This window comes from Burkholderia sp. FERM BP-3421 (assembly GCF_028657905.1).
Classification (GTDB): domain Bacteria; phylum Pseudomonadota; class Gammaproteobacteria; order Burkholderiales; family Burkholderiaceae; genus Burkholderia.
Genome location: NZ_CP117782.1, coordinates 1,689,755 through 1,705,152 on the forward strand (window position 1 = coordinate 1,689,755; position 15,398 = coordinate 1,705,152).

16 protein-coding genes are annotated in these 15,398 nt (G+C 69.2%); 5 read left to right on the forward strand and 11 right to left on the reverse strand.

The annotated features are described in order from the left end of the window. Positions 1-753, reverse strand: coding sequence for a lipoprotein-releasing ABC transporter ATP-binding protein LolD (lolD, locus tag Bsp3421_RS23450; RefSeq protein ID WP_443111586.1), 753 nt, complete (start codon positions 751-753; stop codon positions 1-3). Continuing rightward, a complete protein-coding gene (locus tag Bsp3421_RS23455) occupies positions 746-1,999 on the reverse strand; it encodes a lipoprotein-releasing ABC transporter permease subunit (protein WP_274003849.1) in 1,254 nt (417 codons plus the stop codon). The genes lolD and Bsp3421_RS23455 overlap by 8 nt, the downstream gene beginning before the upstream one ends. A 205-nt stretch (positions 2,000-2,204) precedes the next feature. Here Bsp3421_RS23455 and Bsp3421_RS23460 point away from each other — a divergent pair, with 205 nt between their 5' ends. The 5 genes from Bsp3421_RS23460 to Bsp3421_RS23480 all read left to right on the forward strand — a co-directional run bounded on the left by Bsp3421_RS23460 (position 2,205) and on the right by Bsp3421_RS23480 (position 8,767). Beyond that, positions 2,205-3,278, forward strand: coding sequence for a regulator (locus tag Bsp3421_RS23460; RefSeq protein ID WP_274003850.1), 1,074 nt, complete (start codon positions 2,205-2,207; stop codon positions 3,276-3,278). A 3-nt stretch (positions 3,279-3,281) separates the two neighbouring features. Further along, positions 3,282-4,976 carry a single-stranded-DNA-specific exonuclease RecJ gene (gene recJ / locus Bsp3421_RS23465; RefSeq protein WP_274003852.1) on the forward strand — a complete coding sequence of 565 codons (1,695 nt, stop codon included), beginning with the start codon at positions 3,282-3,284 and terminating at the stop codon, positions 4,974-4,976. Positions 4,977-5,055: 79 nt separating this feature from the next. Next, positions 5,056-6,160, forward strand: a protein-coding gene (gene prfB, locus Bsp3421_RS23470) for a peptide chain release factor 2 (protein ID WP_274003854.1) whose coding sequence is annotated in 2 segments (ribosomal slippage) — positions 5,056-5,136 and positions 5,138-6,160 — 1,104 coding nt in all. Because the reading frame shifts where the segments join, the coding sequence is not laid out codon by codon here. A 76-nt stretch (positions 6,161-6,236) separates the two neighbouring features. Then, positions 6,237-7,763, forward strand: a complete 1,527-nt coding sequence (gene lysS, locus Bsp3421_RS23475; RefSeq protein ID WP_274003855.1) for a lysine--tRNA ligase — start codon at positions 6,237-6,239, stop codon at positions 7,761-7,763. A gap of 260 nt (positions 7,764-8,023) precedes the next feature. After that, positions 8,024-8,767 carry a glycine zipper 2TM domain-containing protein gene (locus Bsp3421_RS23480; protein WP_274003857.1) on the forward strand — a complete coding sequence of 248 codons (744 nt, stop codon included), beginning with the start codon at positions 8,024-8,026 and terminating at the stop codon, positions 8,765-8,767. A gap of 91 nt (positions 8,768-8,858) precedes the next feature. Here the strand turns inward: Bsp3421_RS23480 and iscX are convergent, their stop codons facing one another. The 9 genes from iscX to Bsp3421_RS23525 all read right to left on the reverse strand — a co-directional run bounded on the left by iscX (position 8,859) and on the right by Bsp3421_RS23525 (position 15,361). Then, a complete protein-coding gene (gene iscX, locus Bsp3421_RS23485; RefSeq protein ID WP_274003859.1) occupies positions 8,859-9,068 on the reverse strand; it encodes a Fe-S cluster assembly protein IscX in 210 nt (69 codons plus the stop codon). A gap of 27 nt (positions 9,069-9,095) precedes the next feature. After that, positions 9,096-9,437, reverse strand: coding sequence for an ISC system 2Fe-2S type ferredoxin (fdx, locus tag Bsp3421_RS23490; RefSeq protein ID WP_274003860.1), 342 nt, complete (start codon positions 9,435-9,437; stop codon positions 9,096-9,098). A gap of 89 nt (positions 9,438-9,526) precedes the next feature. Beyond that, entirely contained in the window at positions 9,527-11,395 is a 1,869-nt protein-coding gene (gene hscA / locus Bsp3421_RS23495; protein ID WP_274003862.1) for a Fe-S protein assembly chaperone HscA, read from the reverse strand. 60 nt (positions 11,396-11,455) lie between these two features. After that, a complete protein-coding gene (gene hscB / locus Bsp3421_RS23500) occupies positions 11,456-11,983 on the reverse strand; it encodes a Fe-S protein assembly co-chaperone HscB (RefSeq protein WP_274003863.1) in 528 nt (175 codons plus the stop codon). A gap of 97 nt (positions 11,984-12,080) precedes the next feature. After that, positions 12,081-12,404 carry an iron-sulfur cluster assembly protein IscA gene (iscA, locus tag Bsp3421_RS23505; protein ID WP_274003864.1) on the reverse strand — a complete coding sequence of 108 codons (324 nt, stop codon included), beginning with the start codon at positions 12,402-12,404 and terminating at the stop codon, positions 12,081-12,083. Between the two features lie 89 nt (positions 12,405-12,493). Next, on the reverse strand, positions 12,494-12,886 hold the full coding sequence (gene iscU / locus Bsp3421_RS23510) for a Fe-S cluster assembly scaffold IscU (RefSeq protein ID WP_252986616.1): 393 nt from the start codon (positions 12,884-12,886) through the stop codon (positions 12,494-12,496). A gap of 56 nt (positions 12,887-12,942) precedes the next feature. Further along, on the reverse strand, positions 12,943-14,166 hold the full coding sequence (locus Bsp3421_RS23515) for an IscS subfamily cysteine desulfurase (RefSeq protein WP_274003866.1): 1,224 nt from the start codon (positions 14,164-14,166) through the stop codon (positions 12,943-12,945). A gap of 67 nt (positions 14,167-14,233) precedes the next feature. After that, entirely contained in the window at positions 14,234-14,773 is a 540-nt protein-coding gene (iscR, locus tag Bsp3421_RS23520) for a Fe-S cluster assembly transcriptional regulator IscR (protein ID WP_274003868.1), read from the reverse strand. Between the two features lie 99 nt (positions 14,774-14,872). Then, positions 14,873-15,361: a low molecular weight protein-tyrosine-phosphatase gene (locus Bsp3421_RS23525; protein WP_274004330.1), complete on the reverse strand. Its 489-nt coding sequence runs from the start codon at positions 15,359-15,361 to the stop codon at positions 14,873-14,875. Positions 15,362-15,398: the final 37 nt, after the last annotated feature.

Consider the following 15,398-nt stretch of genomic DNA (forward strand, 5'->3'; position numbering starts at 1 on the left):
TTACGCCGGGTGGACCGGCTCCTCGTGCAGCGTGCCGTCGCGCAGCCGCAGGATGCGGTCGCAGCGCGCGGCGAGATCCGGATCGTGGGTCACGATCACGAAGCTCGTGTCGAGCGTCTCCGACAGCTCCAGCATGAGATTGAACACGCGCTCGGCGGTCGCGCCGTCGAGATTGCCGGTCGGCTCGTCGGCGAGCACGCAGGCGGGCTTGGTCACGAGCGCGCGCGCGATCGCGACGCGCTGCCGCTCGCCGCCCGACAGCTCGCCGGGCCGGTGCTTCGCGCGATCGCCGAGCCCGACGCGGTCGAGCATGTCCTGCGCGTGATGGCGCGCCTCCTCGGTCGTCAGCCGGCGGATCCGCAGCGGCATCGCGACGTTGTCGAGCGCCGTGAACTCCGGCAGCAGGTGATGGAACTGATAGACGAAGCCGAGCGCGCGGTTGCGCAGGTCGTTGCGCTCGCGCTCGGCCAGCTGCGTGAACGGCTTGCCGAGCAGCGACACCTGCCCGGCGCTCGGCTCGTCGAGGCCGCCCAGCACGTGCAGCAGCGTGCTCTTGCCGGAGCCCGATGCGCCGATGATCGCGAGCTTCTCGCCGCGTCGCACCGATACTTCGGCATTGCTGAGCACCGAGACGTCGAGGCCGCCCTGCCCGAACACCTTGGTGATGCCGTGCGCCTCGATCACGTGGTCCCGCGCCTGCGCGCGGTGCGGAAGGGATTGATCCATAGTGTGTTCCAGAACCCGGTCATTCATAACGCAGCGCCTCCGCGGGACGCACCTTGGCGCCGCGCCAGCTTGGATAGAGGGTCGCCAGCGCCGACAGCACGAACGCCATCGCGCCGATCTTGATCACGTCGCCCGGCACCAGCTCGGACGGCAGTTCGCTGATGAAGTACACCGACGGCGGCAGGAATTGCACGCCCAGCGCATGCTCGATCATCGGCACGAGCCACGGAATGCTCCACGCGATCAGGCAGCCGAGGCCGACGCCCGCCGCCGTGCCGACGAAGCCGATCGTCACGCCCTGCACCACGAAGATCTTCATGATCGAGCCGGGCTGCGCGCCGAGCGTGCGCAGGATCGCGATGTCGGCCTGCTTGTTGGTCACCGTCATCACGAGCGACGACACGAGGTTGAACGCGGCCACCGCGATGATCAGCGTCAGGATGATGAACATCATCCGCTTCTCGATCTGCACCGCGGAGAACCAGGTCTTGTTCTGCTGGGTCCAGTCGCGGATGTAGAGATCGCCCGACAGCGAACGCGACAACTCGACCGCGACCTGCGGCGCCTGCTGCATGTCCTTCAGGCGCAGCCGCACGCCGGTCGGCGCGGGCAGCCTGAACAGCACCTGCGCGTCCTGGATGTCGATCATCGCGAGCGTGCTGTCGAACTCGTAATGCCCCGACTCGAAGATCCCGACCACCGTGAACTGCTTGAGGCGCGGCATCATGCCGGCGGGCGTCATGGTGCCCTCCGGCGCGACCAGCGTCACGCGGTCGCCGACCGTCACGCCGAGATTGCCGGCGAGCGCGTCGCCGAGCACGATGCCGAACTGGCCCGGCGCGAGCGCCGCGAGCGAGCCCGCCTTCATGTCCTTGCCGACCTCGGACACCTGCGGCTCCAGCGCCGGATCGATGCCGCGCAGCATCACGCCGCTCACCGCGTCCTGCCGCGTCAGCAGCGCCTGCGCGTCGACGTACGGCGCCGTGCCGATCACGGCCGGGTTGCGGCGCGCTTCCTGCGCGGTCAGCTGCCAGTTCGGCATCGAGCCCGTCGGCGAGAACACCTCGACGTGGGCGAGCACCGACAGCATCCGGTCGCGCACCTCCCGCTGGAAGCCGTTCATCACCGACAGCACGACGATCAGCGCCGCGACGCCGAGCGCGATCCCGAGCGTCGACACCAGCGCGATGAAGGAAATGAAACCGTTGCCGGTCGTGCGTTTGCCGGCGCGCGTGTAGCGCCAGCCGATCTGCCATTCGTACGGAAGTTTCAAGCGTGTCCTTTGTGCGGGTTGCAACGGATGCGGCCGGGCCGGGCCGCGCGGGCCGGCCACCCAGGCCCGAACGGGCGGAGTGTGCCACACAATACTTAACCGGCCCTGAAATCAAGCGGGGCCGGCGCACGGCGCCGCGCCGGACTCCGATTCTACCAACCGGGCCGCGGACGGCAGGCCGGTTTGCCCTACAATGCGCACCATCATGCCTGACCGCTCTCTCCATTTCCTGCTCCCCTTCGCGCTGCCGCCCGCCGACGTCGCGCCCCACCTGCCCGCCTCCGACCATCCCGCGCTCGACCGCCTGGTCGCGCGCGCGCGCGCCGAGGCGCGCCGCGCCGGCGACGACTTCCAGCGCACGCTGCCGCACGAGCGCTGGCTCGCGCGGCAGTTCGGCGCGAGCGACCCCGCCGAGACCGACGCCGCGCCGCTCGCGCCCTACATGCTCGGCGCCGACGGCGGCGAGCCCGGCGACGCGACCTGGGCCTGCGTCCAGCCCGTCCACGTGCAGATCGCGCGCGACCACCTGGTGCTGATCGATCCCGCCTCGCTCGATCTGGCAGACGACGACGCCGCGCAGCTGCTCGCCGTCGCGCGGCCGCTGATCGAGGAACTCGACGTCGCGCTGCAGGCGCCGCACCCGGCGCGCTGGTATCTGTCGAGCCCGCGGCTCGCGACGCTCGCGGGCGCCGCGCCGCTGCGCGCGAGCGGCCGCAACATCGAGATCTGGCTGCCGCACGAGGCGACCACGGGCGAGCGCTCGCGCCTGTGGATGAAGCTGCAGAACGAAGTGCAGATGGCCTGGTTCCAGCATCCGGTCAACGAGGCGCGCGAAGCGCGCGGGCTGCCGTCCGTGAACTCGATCTGGTTCCACGGGCAGGGCGCGCGCCGGCCGGTCGCGAGCCCATTCGCGCAGGTGCTGTCGACCGCGCCCGCCGCGCTCGGCCTCGCCCGCGCGGCCGGGGCGCCGCACGCGGCCCCGCCCGCCGGCTTCGATGCGCTGCCGGCTCCGTCCGGCGCGACCCTCGTCGAACTCGACACTCTGACCCGCCCCTACATCGAGCAGGACTGGGCGCAATGGCACGCGGCGCTGGCCGCGCTCGAGCGCGACTGGTTCGCCCCCGCGCTCGCGGCGCTTGCGGCGGGCCGGCTCGACGCGCTCGCGCTCACGCTCGGCGGCGACATCGGCGACCTGACGCTGCGCGTGACGCGCGGCGACCTGCGCAAATTCTGGCGCCGCCGCGCCTTCACTTCCCTGTTCGAATCCGACTCCGTTTAACGCATGACCCGCATCGTCACCCGCTCCGCTCCGCCCGCCGACGCCGCCGCGCTGACCCGCCACGGCCTCCACCCCGTGCTCGCCCGCCTCTACGCGGCGCGCGGCGTCACCTCGCCCGACGACGTCGAGACCGCGCTGTCGCGCCTGTTGCCGCCCGCCGGCCTGAAAGGCTGCGCGGACGCCGCCGCGCTGCTCGCCGACGCGCTCGCCGCCGGCCGCCGGATGCTGGTGGTGGCCGACTACGACTGCGACGGCGCGACCGCCTGCGCGGTCGCGGTGCGCGGCCTGCGGATGTTCGGCGCGCAGATCGACTACCTGGTGCCGAACCGCTTCGAATACGGCTACGGCCTGACCCCGGAAATCGTCGCCCTCGCGGCCGAGCGCAAGCCCGACCTGCTGATCACGGTCGACAACGGGATCGCGAGCGTCGCGGGCGTCGCCGCCGCCAATGCGCTCGGCATCGACGTGCTGGTCACCGACCACCACCTGCCCGGCGACGCGCTGCCGGCCGCCCGCGCGATCGTCAATCCGAACCAGCCCGGCTGCGCATTCGAAAGCAAGCACATCGCCGGCGTCGGCGTGATGTTCTACGTGCTGCTCGCGCTGCGCGCCGAGCTGCGCCGGCGCGGCGCGTTCGACGCGGCGCGCCCCGAGCCGCGCCTCGACGGCCTGCTCGACCTCGTCGCGCTCGGCACCGTGGCGGACGTGGTGCGCCTCGACGGCAACAACCGGGTGCTGGTCGCGCAAGGCCTGCAGCGGATCCGCGCCGGCCGCATGCAGCCCGGCATCGCGGCGCTGTTCCGCGCGGCCGCCCGCGACGCGCGCGTGGCGTCGGGCTTCGACCTCGGTTTCGGCCTCGGCCCGCGCCTGAACGCGGCCGGCCGCCTGTCGGACATGTCGCTCGGCATCGAATGCCTGACCACCGACGACGTCGGCCGCGCCTGGGCGCTCGCGCAGCAGCTCGACACGATGAACCGCGAACGCCGCGAGATCGAGGCCGGCATGCAGCAGCAGGCGCTCGCCGACCTGGCCGCGGTCGATCCCGCCGAGGCGGCGACGATCACGCTGTTCAAGCCGGACTGGCACCAGGGCGTGATCGGCATCGTCGCCGGCCGCCTCAAGGAGAAATTCCACCGCCCCGCGTTCACGTTCGCGCACGCCGACGACGGCGGCGCGCGCGTGAAGGGCTCGGGCCGCTCGATCCCGGGCTTCCACCTGCGCGACGCGCTCGACCTGATGTCGAAGCGCGAGCCGGACCTGCTCGTCACGTTCGGCGGACATGCGATGGCGGCGGGCGTCACGCTCGACACCGCGAACGTGCCGCGCTTCGCCGCCGCGTTCGAGGCGGTCGCGCGCGAATGGCTGTCGGCCGAGGCGCTCGCCCGCGTGATCGAGACCGACGGCGACCTCGAGGACGCGTATTTCACGCCGCAGTTCGTCGCGCTGCTCGACGCGGCGGTGTGGGGCCAGGGCTTTCCGGCCCCGCTGTTCTCGGGCGAATTCGAGGTGGCGTCTCAGGCGCTCGTCAAGGACAAGCACCTGAAACTGCAGCTGCTGCGCGGCCGCCAGCGCTTCAGCGCGATCTGGTTCAACCACACCGAATCGCTGCCCGCGCACGCCACCGTCGCGTACCGGCTGGCGAGCGACACCTGGAACGGCGTCGCGCGCGTACAGCTGATCGTCGAGCACGCGGCCTGAGCGCCGCGCCCGGTGCCGGCCGCCGCCCCCGATCGGCTATAATTTCCCCTTTTTAGAAGCCGGAAAAGCGAACAAGATCATGGAAGCGGAACGTCTCAACGCGATCGAAAGCTCCCTGCTCGACCTGCGCCAGCGCGCGGGCGAGCTTCGGGGGTATCTTTGACTACGACGTCAAAGCAGCCCGCCTGACGGAAGTCAACAAGGAACTCGAAGACCCGAACGTCTGGAACGACTCGAAGAACGCCCAGGCGCTCGGTCGCGAGAAGAAGCTGCTCGAAGGCGTCGTGACGACGCTGACGGCGCTCGACGGCGACCTGCGCGACGCGCTGGACCTGTTCGAGCTGGCCCGCGAGGAAGGCGACGAGGACACCCTCGTCGCGTGCGAAGGCGATGCGGCCGCGCTCGAGGCGCGCGTCGGCGACATCGAATTCCGCCGGATGTTCTCGAACCCGGCCGACCCGAACAACTGCTTCATCGACATCCAGGCGGGCGCGGGCGGCACCGAGGCCTGCGACTGGGCGTCGATGCTGCTGCGCCAGTACCTGCGCTACTGCGAGCGCAAGGGCTTCAAGGCCGAGGTGCTCGAGGAATCCGACGGCGACGTCGCCGGCATCAAGAACGCGACGGTCAAGGTCTCGGGCGAATACGCGTACGGCTTCCTGCGCACCGAGACCGGCATCCACCGGCTGGTGCGCAAGTCGCCGTTCGATTCATCGGGCGGCCGCCACACGTCGTTCTCGTCGGTGTTCGTCTATCCGGAGATCGACGACTCGATCGAGGTCGAGATCAACCCGGCCGATCTGCGGATCGACACCTACCGCGCCTCGGGCGCGGGCGGCCAGCACATCAACAAGACCGACTCGGCGGTGCGGATCACGCACATGCCGACGGGCATCGTCGTGCAGTGCCAGAACGACCGCTCGCAGCACCGCAACCGCGCCGAAGCGATGGCGATGCTGAAGTCGCGCCTGTACGAGGTCGAGCTGCGCAAGCGCCAGGCCGAGCAGGACAAGCTCGAGTCGAGCAAGACCGACGTGGGCTGGGGCCACCAGATCCGCTCGTACGTGCTCGACCAGAGCCGCGTGAAGGATCTGCGCACGAACGTCGAAATGAGCAATACGCGGGCCGTGCTCGACGGCGACCTCGACGACTTCATCAGCGCCAGCCTGAAACAGGGCGTGTAACGCCCACGGCGCGGCGGCCCGCGGCCGCCGCGCCCGCCTCGCCCCGTACACGCCCCCACTCCGAATTCCGACCATCATGACCGAACCCACCCAACCGCAGGCCGCCCCGGCGGCGGACGAGAACCAGATCATCGCCGAGCGCCGCGACAAGCTGCGCGCGCTGCGCGAACAGGGCGTCGCCTATCCGAACGACTTCCAGCCCACCCACCACGCCGCCGACCTGCAGACGACCTACGCCGATACCGACAAGGACGCGCTCGAGGCGCAGGCGCTCGGCGTGGCGCTCGCGGGCCGCATGATGCTCAAGCGCGTGATGGGCAAGGCCAGCTTCGCGACGGTCCAGGACGGCTCGGGCCAGATCCAGTTCTTCGTGACCGCCGCCGACGTCGGCGCGGAGACCTACGAGGCGTTCAAGAAGTGGGACCTCGGCGACATCGTCGCCGCGCGCGGCGTGCTGTTCCGCACCAACAAGGGCGAGCTGTCGGTCAAGTGCACCGAGCTGCGCCTGCTGGCGAAGGCGCTGCGCCCGCTGCCGGACAAGTTCCACGGCCTCGCCGACCAGGAAACCCGCTACCGCCAGCGCTACGTCGACCTGATCGTCACGCCCGAGACGCGCAACACGTTCCGCGCGCGCACCAAGGCGATCGCCTCGATCCGCCAGTTCATGAGCAGCGCCGACTTCATGGAAGTCGAGACGCCGATGCTGCACCCGATCCCGGGCGGCGCGAGCGCGAAGCCGTTCGTCACGCACCACAACGCGCTCGACATGCAGATGTTCCTGCGCATCGCGCCCGAGCTGTACCTGAAGCGGCTGGTCGTCGGCGGCTTCGAGCGCGTGTTCGAGATCAACCGGAATTTCCGTAACGAGGGCGTGTCGCCGCGCCACAATCCGGAATTCACGATGATGGAGTTCTACGCCGCGTACACCGATTACCGCTGGCTGATGGACTTCACCGAGCGCCTGATCCGCCAAGCGGCGATCGATGCGCTCGGCACCGCGACGATCCAGTACCAGGGCCGCGAGCTGGACCTGGCCAAGCCGTTCCACCGGCTCACGATCAGCCAGGCGATCCAGAAGTACGCGCCCGGCTACACCGACGCGCAACTGACCGACCCGGCCTTCGTGCGCACCGAGCTGAAGCGGCTCGGCGTCGACGTCGCGCAACCCGCGTTCCTGAACGCCGGGCTCGGCGCGCTGCAACTCGCGCTGTTCGAGGAAACCGCCGAGTCGCAGCTGTGGGAACCCACCTACATCATCGACTATCCCGTCGAAGTGTCGCCGCTCGCGCGCGCCTCGGACACGGCGCCCGGCATCACCGAGCGCTTCGAGCTGTTCATGACGGGCCGCGAGATCGCCAACGGGTTCTCCGAGCTCAACGATCCGGAAGACCAGGCCGCGCGCTTCAAGAAGCAGGTCGAGCAGAAGGATGCCGGCGACGAGGAAGCGATGTTCTTCGACGCCGACTACATCCGCGCGCTCGAGTACGGCATGCCTCCGACAGGCGGCTGCGGCATCGGCATCGACCGTCTCGTGATGCTGCTGACCGACAGCCCGACGATCCGCGACGTGCTGCTGTTCCCGCACCTGCGCCGCGAGGACTGAATCCGGCCGGGCCGCCGCGCCGCGCGGCGGCCCGAAAGCTTTGTAACCGGCGGTAAATGCCCTCGCGCGCGCCGCCTGGCGCGCGCCTCCCTCCCCGCTTGTCCGCCTTGTGCCATCGGCTTCGCGCCATATGCGCGCCACCGCCCCGCCACGCCGCCGCACGGCGAATCGTTACAACTTGAAACGCCCGCCCACGGGGCTTTGATCGACACTACCGGCACAAAACAACGCACGCGTGCGTGCGCCAGGAGAGTCGAAAAATGGACAACCAGAACACCACACAGCAACGCCAGCGCCTCCATCCGCTCATCGCGACCGCGGCTGGCGCCGTCATCATCGCCAGCCTCGCCGCCACGGCGGCCGTCACGGGCCTGTTCCCGAAGGCGGGCGGCGCCGACGCGCAGAACCCGCAAACGCAGGCCGCGCTGATCGCGTCGCAGCCCGCGGTCGACACCTCGGCCGCCGCCAGCGCCGCGCTCGCCGCCCAGGCCCAGCAGCAGGCCGCGCAACAGCAGGCCGCGCAGCAGGCGGCCCTGCAACAGCAACAGCAGCAGGCGCAGGTCGCGCCCCAGCCGGCGCCGAGGCCCGCGCCCAAGCGCGTGGTCCAGCACCGCCCGGCCCCGCAGCCGCCGGAATACGCGCAACAGCCGGCCCAGCCGCAACCGTCGTATTGCCAGACCTGCGGCACGGTCGTCGCCGTCGTGCCGATGCGCACGGCGGGCCAGAGCAGCGGGATCGGCGCGATCGGCGGCGCGGCGGCGGGCGGCCTGCTCGGCAACCAGTTCGGGCACGGCAACGGCCGCACCGCGATGACGATCCTCGGCGCACTGGGCGGCGGCCTCGCCGGCAATTCGGTCGAGAAGCAAGTGCGCAGCGAAACGGACTACCAGGTGCGCGTACAGATGGAAAGCGGCGCGACCCGCACCTTCACGTATCGCGGCGCCCCGCCGTTCGGCGAAGGTCAGCGCGTGCGCATCGAGAACGGCACGCTGGTCGGCGCGTAAGCGCCCGCCCGTCGCGGCATGAAAAAAGGCGCGCGACCCTTTCGGGTCGCGCGCCTTTTCGCTTGAGCCCGCCGCGCGTCGCGCGGCAGGCTCAGTCCTCGTCGTCGAAGTCCGACTCGTCGATCCAGTGCAGCTGGATCGCTTCCAGGATCTTCTCGCCCGAATGATTCGGGTCGTCGTTGAAGCCGTCGAGCGCGAGCACCCACTGGCGCAGCTCGGTGAAGCGGATCGTCTTGGGGTCGACGTCCGGGTACTTGTCCGCGAGCGCAATCGCGATCTCGCGCGAATCCGTCCATTTCATCGTACCGCCCTCCTTCGAACGCATGCGTCAGTGATTCTCTTTCGCGTGGTTGATCGAGTACTTCGGGATCTCGACGACCAGCTCCGAGTCTTCCTTGATGATCGCCTGGCACGACAGCCGCGACGTCGGCTCGAGGCCCCAGGCGCGGTCGAGCAGATCGTCCTCGTCCTCGTCCGACGGGTCCAGGTCGTTGAAGCCTTCGCGCACGATCACGTGGCAGGTCGTGCACGCGCACGACTTCTCGCAGGCGTGCTCGATCTCGATGCCGTTGTCGAGCAGGTTGTCGCAGATGCTCTTGCCGGGCGTCGCGTCGATGACCGCGCCATCCGGACACAGTTCGACGTGGGGCAACACTACGATTTGAGGCATGTTCGTTCCGTTGTTCAGCAGGTGCGCGGCCCGCTCGCCGCGCCGTCTAAGGTGCTCCGCCGGCCGGCGGCCGCGCGGAGCGCATGGTGTCAGATCTCGTCGAGCTTGCGGCCCGCGAGCGCGCGCTTGATGCCCTTGTTCATCCGGCGCGCCGCGAATTCGTCGGTGCCGTCGGCCAGCGCCTGGGTCGCGGCCTCGATCGCCGCCGCGTCGTCGCCGGGCGCGAGCGCGCGCAGCGCGGCGGCCAGCGCGTCGACCGTCACGCGTTCCGCCGCATCGAGCAGTTCGCCGTCGGCGGCCAGCGCCGCCTCGGTCGCTTCCAGCAGACGCTCGGCATCGACCTGCGCCTCGCGCAGCGCGCGCGCGCGCATGTCGATCTCGGCGGACTGGAAGCTGTCCTCGAGCATCTTCGCGATATCGTCGTCGGCGAGGCCGTAGGACGGCTTGACGACGACCGATGCCTCGACGCCCGAGTGCTGCTCGCGCGCGAACACCGACAGCAGCCCGTCCGCGTCGACCTGATAGGTCACGCGGATCCGCGCCGCGCCCGCCGTCATCGGCGGGATGCCGCGCAGTTCGAAGCGCGCGAGCGAGCGGCAGTCCGCCACCAGTTCGCGTTCGCCCTGCACCACGTGGATCGCCATCGCGGTCTGGCCGTCCTTGAAGGTCGTGAATTCCTGCGCGCGCGCGACCGGAATCGTCGAATTGCGCGGAATGATCTTCTCGACCAGCCCGCCCATCGTCTCGACGCCCAGCGACAGCGGGATCACGTCGAGCAGCAGCCAGTCGTCGCCATTGCCGCGGTTGCCCGCCAGCAGATCGGCCTGGATCGCCGCGCCGAGCGCGACGACCTGATCGGGATCGAGATTGACGAGCGGCGGCTGGCCGAAATGCGCGGCCACCGCCGCGCGAATCACCGGCATGCGCGTCGCGCCGCCGACCAGCACCACGCCCTTGATGTCGGCCGCGCTCACCTGCGCGTCGCGCAGCGCCTTGCGGGTCGGCGCCAGCGTGCGCTGCACGAGCGGCTCGACCAGCGCCGCGAAGGCGTCGGCGCCGAGCGTCTGCACGAGGCGCGCGCCGTTCGACAGCGTCACGTCGAGCGTCGCCTCGGCCGCGTCCGACAGCGCTTCCTTGAGCACGCGCACCCGGTCGAGCAGCAGGCGCACGTCGCCGGGCGCGAGCGAACGCGCCGCGAGGCCCGCCTGCGCGAGCACATGGTCGAACAGCACGTGATCGAAGTCGTCGCCGCCGAGCGCGGAATCGCCACCCGCCGCCAGCACCTCGAACACGCCCTTGGTCAGCTTCAGGATCGACAGGTCGAAGGTGCCGCCGCCGAGGTCATAGACCGCGTACAGGCCTTCCGAACCATTGTCGAGGCCGTACGCGATCGCGGCCGCGGTCGGCTCGTTCAGGAGGCGCAGGACGTTGAGCCCGGCAAGCCGCGCGGCGTCCTTGGTCGCCTGACGCTGCGCTTCATCGAAGTAGGCCGGCACCGTGATCACCGCGCCGACCAGCTCGTCGCCAAGCGAATCCTCGGCGCGCTGCCGCAGGGTCGCGAGAATCTCGGCCGACACCTCGACCGGGCTCTTCACGCCGTCGACCGTGCGGATCTGCACCATGCCGGGCGCATCGACGAAATCGTAGGGCGCGTTCGCCGCGCCTTCGACCTCGTGCCGGCCGCGCCCCATGAAACGCTTGACCGACACGATCGTGTTGCGCGGATCGCTCGCCGCCTCGGCCTTCGCGGTGTGGCCGATCCGGCGCCCGCCCTTCTCGAGGTAGCGGACCACCGACGGCAGCAGCACGCGGCCGTCATCGTCGGGCAACACTTCGGGCACGCTGTTGCGGACCGCGGCGACGAGCGAGTTCGTCGTGCCGAGATCGATGCCGACGGCGAGCCGCCGTTGATGCGGCGCGGGCGCCATGCCGGGTTCGGAGATTTGCAGTAAGGCCATTTGTTTCTTCGGTGAGGGGCGCTTCGCCCCGCTTGCAACGCGTGCCGCGAGGGCACGCCGTTAATGTTCGAGACGCTCGATCTGCGCGTCGATTTCCGCCGCGACGCGCTCGATGAACATCAGCTGACGCACCGCCTCGGCGGCGCCCTGGTCCGCGCCGCTGTCGAGCAGCGCGCCGAGCTTGTCGAGCCGCTGGCGCTTCTCGTCGCGCAGCGTCGCGAGCAGCGCGTCGAGCGCATCGACGTTGCGCGCCGCGGCGGCGTCCTCGATCCCCTCGCGCCACGCCATCTGCTGCATCAGGAACGCCGGCTCCATCGCGGTATTGTTCTCCGCGCCGATATCGATGCCGCGCAGCCCGAGCAGATAGCTCGCACGCTTGAGCGGATCGCGCAGGGTCTGGTAGGCCTCGTTCGCGCGCGTCGCCCACTGCATCGCAATGCGCTTTTGCGCGTCGCCCGCGGCGGCGAAGCGGTCGGGATGGACCTGGGTCTGCACCGCGCGGTACGCGGCGTCGAGCGCCTGCGGATCGAGCGCGAATCGCGCCGGCAGGTCAAAGAGATCGAAGTGGCTGTCCTTCAGCGAGACCATCGCATCGCGTCCATCAGGTAAAGGGCCGGCGGCGCCAGGCGCCGCACGTTAAAAAGGCGGCTCATGCCGCCTCTCGAGCGCGTCGCGCGAAGTCTCGTCACACGCGGAACGATTCGCCGCAGCCGCACTCGTCCTTCACGTTCGGGTTGTTGAACCTGAAGCCTTCGTTCAACCCTTCGCGCGCGAAGTCGAGCTCGGTGCCGTCGATATACGCGAGACTCTTCGGGTCGACGTACACCTTCACGCCGTGGCTCTCGAACATCTGGTCCTCGCCGGCGACCTCATCGACATACTCGAGCTTGTAGGCCAGGCCCGAGCAGCCGGTGGTGCGCACGCCGAGCCGCAGGCCCAGCCCCTTGCCGCGCCGCGTCAGGTACTTCCGCACATGCTGCGCTGCTTTTTCGGTCAGTGTGATTGCCATGATGTCCTTGCGCGCGGAGCTCGCCAAGCGTGGCGAGCGGACCGCGTATTGCATTCCTGAAGCCGCTGCGTGATCCGTTCCGGGGCCGCTCAGGCCGCAGCGCCGTCGTGGCGCTTCTTGTAGTCGGCCACGGCCGCCTTGATCGCGTCTTCCGCGAGGATCGAGCAGTGGATCTTCACCGGCGGCAGCGCGAGTTCCTCGGCGATCTGCGTGTTCTTGATCGCGAGCGCCTGGTCGAGCGTCTTGCCCTTCACCCACTCGGTGACGAGCGAGCTGGAGGCGATCGCCGAACCGCAGCCGTAGGTCTTGAACTTCGCGTCCTCGATGACGCCGTCCGCGCCGACGCGGATCTGCAGCTTCATCACGTCGCCGCAGGCGGGCGCGCCGACCATGCCGGTGCCGACCGCGTCGTCGTCCTTCTCGAACGAGCCGACGTTGCGCGGGTTTTCGTAGTGATCCAGAACCTTGTTGCTGTATGACATGACTCAGACTCCTTGCTTCGTTTCGTCATCGCGGCGCGCGGGCGCCGCGACATGATTCAGTGGGCCGCCCATTCGATGGTCGACAGATCGATGCCTTCCTGGTGCATTTCCCAGAGCGGCGACAGGTCGCGCAGCTTCGCGATCTTGCTCTTCAGCAGATTGATCACGTAGTCGACGTCCTGCTCCGTCGTGAAGCGGCCGACCGTGAAGCGGATCGAGCTGTGCGCCAGTTCGTCGTTGCGGCCCAGCGCGCGCAGCACGTAGGACGGCTCGAGCGACGCGGACGTGCAGGCGGAGCCCGACGACACCGCGACATCCTTGATCGCCATGATCAGCGACTCGCCTTCGACGAAGTTGAAGCTGATGTTCAGGTTGTGCGGGACGCGCTGCTCCATGTCGCCGTTCACATAGGTTTCGTCGATCTCGGACAGGCCGCGCAGCAGCTTGTCGCGCAGCATGCGGACGCGTTCGTTCTCGGTCGCCATTTCCTCGCGCGCGATCCGGAACGCCTCGCCCATGCCGACGATCTGGTGGGTCGCCAGCGTGCCCGAGCGCATGCCGCGCTCGTGGCCGCCGCCGTGCATCTGCGCCTCGATCCGCACGCGCGGCTTGCGGCGCACGTACAGCGCGCCGATGCCCTTCGGACCGTAGGTCTTGTGCGCCGAGAACGACATCAGGTCGACCTTCAGCTTGGCGAGGTCGATCTCGACCTTGCCCGTCGACTGCGCGGCGTCGACGTGGAAAATGATGCCCTTCTCACGGCACAGCTCGCCGATCGTCGCGATATCCTGGATCACGCCGATCTCGTTGTTCACGTGCATCACCGACACGAGGATCGTGTCCGGGCGCAGCGCGGCCTTCAGTGCGTCGAGGTCGACGAGGCCGTCGTCCTTGACGTCGAGGTAGGTCACTTCGAAGCCTTCGCGCTCCAGCTCGCGGCAGGTGTCGAGCACGGCCTTGTGCTCGGTCTTCACCGTGATGAGGTGCTTGCCCTTGCCCTGGTAGAAATGCGCCGCGCCCTTGATCGCGAGGTTGTCGGATTCGGTCGCGCCGGACGTCCAGATGATTTCACGCGGATCGGCGTTCACGAGCGCCGCCACCTGTTCGCGCGCCTCTTCGACCCCGCGCTCGGCATCCCAGCCATAGGCATGGCTGCGCGACGCCGGGTTGCCGAACTGCTCGCGCAGGTACGGCACCATCTTGTCGACCACGCGCGGATCGACGGGCGTCGTTGCGCTGTAGTCCATGTAGATGGGCAGGTGGGGAATCTCGTTGTTCATCTGTCGCTCCGGGTATTCTGTTCAGTGCAGGGACGATTTGTTGTGCTGGCCGCCACTCGGCAGCGCATCATGAGCTCGCGATGTTGAAGACCGAGTTCGGCCCGAGCGGCATCGGCCGGACCGGCTCGACGGCCGATACGGCCTGCTCCGGGGCGCGGCGGTCGCGCAGCACCGCCGGCGCGCCTTCGCGCGCGCGCTGCTGATCGACGAGATCCTGCAGCGACACCGAATCGAGGTATTCGACCATCTTCTGGTTGAGCGTCGACCACAGCTCGTGCGTCATGCAGTGGCCGTCGGGCTGCTTCGTGCCTTCGCACGCGCCCTTGCCGCCGCATTGCGTCGCATCGAGCGGCTCGTCGACCGCGATGATGATGTCCGCGACCGTCACGTCCTGCGCGCGGCGCGCAAGGTTGTAACCGCCGCCCGGCCCACGGACCGACTCGACGATTTCATGGCGGCGCAGCTTGCCGAACAGCTGCTCGAGGTACGACAGCGAGATCCGCTGGCGCTGGCTGATGCCGGCTAGCGTCACCGGGCCCTGCTCGTGGCGCAGTGCCAAGTCAATCATCGCCGTGACAGCGAAACGACCTTTCGTGGTGAGTCTCATGATGTTTGGGGGCAGCAATCTTGACGATTTTGGTCAAGTATAAATAACTGACGCTTTTAGTCAAGTATCCCTGTCTCGAAAAGGGGATTCGCGAAGCGCTTAGTTACCGGTGCGCGGTGCGTCGGTCAGGTGCATGAGGAGGCCGCGGCAGGCGTCCTCGCATTGGTCGAGGACCTGCTCGAATCCTTGCGCGCCGCCGAAATACGGGTCCGCGATCTCGCGCACCGCGGCATCGCTGCCGAACTCGGCCAGCAACCTGACCTTGTCGTGATGGCGCGCCGGGCAGCGCTTGCGCAGTTCCGCGAGGTTGGCCGCGTCCATCGCGAGCACGAGATCGAAGCGCTCGAAATCGCCCGGCTCGATCTGCCGGGCGCGCAGCGCCGACAGGTCATAGCCGCGCGAGCGCGCGGCCTGCTGCGCACGCGTATCGGGCGGCTCGCCGAGATGCCAGTCGCCGGTGCCGGCCGAATCGATCGTGATCGACCCGGCGAGCCCGGCCGCCCTGACCAGCTCGCGCATCACGCCTTCGGCGCTGGGCGAACGGCAGATATTGCCGAGACACACGAAGCAGATCGCAACGGATTTCATCACGCAACCGGGCTGCGGCGGCGAACCGCCCGAGTGG